Origin of the sequence: Kitasatospora sp. NPDC007106 (assembly GCF_040634455.1) — a bacterium.
In the GTDB taxonomy this organism is placed as follows: domain Bacteria; phylum Actinomycetota; class Actinomycetes; order Streptomycetales; family Streptomycetaceae; genus Kitasatospora; species Kitasatospora arboriphila.
Genome location: NZ_JBEYFP010001441.1, coordinates 1 through 1,067, shown reverse-complemented (window position 1 = coordinate 1,067; position 1,067 = coordinate 1). Strand labels below are relative to the sequence as shown.

Sequence of the window (1,067 nt, the reverse complement as noted above, 5' to 3'; positions counted from 1 at the left end):
CGCACGGCCGGCCACGAGCTGTACGGCCGGCTGCGCGCCGCGGGCGTGCCGGGCCTGGTGCTGTTCAGCTCGGGCACCACCGGCCGGTCGAAGGCGACCGTGCTGGACTTCTCCAGGATCCTCGCCAAGTACGGCGAGCCGACCCGGCCGGCCCGCACGCTGGCCTTCCTGAACCTGGACCACATCGGCGGCATCAACACCCTGCTGCACACCCTCAGCCAGGGCGGCACGCTGGTGACCGTCGCCGAGCGGACGGCGGACACGGTCTGCGCGGCCGTCGCCGCCCACCGGGTCCAGGTGCTGCCCACCACGCCGACCTTCCTCAACATGCTGCTGATCTCGGGTGCGTACCAGCGCCACGACGTCAGTGCGCTGAGGCTGATCACCTACGGCACCGAGCCGATGCCGCTGCGGACCCTGCAGGCGCTGAAGAAGGCGCTGCCCGCGGTGCGGTTCAAGCAGACCTACGGCCTGTCCGAGCTGGGCATCATGCCCACCAAGTCGAAGAGCGACGACAGCCTGTGGGTGAAGCTCGGCGGCGAGGGCTTCGACCACCGGATCGTCGACGGCATCCTGTGGATCCGCTCCGACATGGCGATGCTCGGGTACCTCAACGCGCCGGCGCCGTTCGACGCGGAGGGCTACTTCAACACCCAGGACGCGGTGGAGACCGACGGCGAGTACGTGCGCATCCTCGGCCGGAAGTCGGAGATCATCAACGTCGCGGGCGAGAAGGTGTACCCCAGCGAGGTCGAGAACGTCCTGCTGGAGATCCCGGGCATCGCCGAGGCGACCGTCTCGGGCCGGCCCAGCCACGTGACCGGCATGGTCGTCAAGGCGACCGTCAAGCTCGCCGCTCCCGCCGAGCGCGCGGACGTCGTCCGGGCGGTGCGCGAACACTGCGGCCGTCGGCTGGAGGCGTTCAAGGTGCCGGTGGTCGTCGAGATCTCCGACGCCGACCAGCACTCGGACCGGTTCAAGAAGATCCGGAGCGCCGCGTGAGCGCGCTGCCGGAGCGGTCCGACGGGCCGGCCGTGCCGAAGGTCGCGGTGGTCAGCGGCGGCAGC

General features: G+C 70.8%; 1 protein-coding gene. It reads left to right on the top strand.

The annotated features are described in order from the left end of the window. Positions 1-1,002: fatty acid--CoA ligase family protein (locus ABZ641_RS39125; protein ID WP_359989491.1), on the top strand; the 1,002-nt coding region annotated here is incomplete at its 5' end. Positions 1,003-1,067 lie beyond the last annotated feature (65 nt).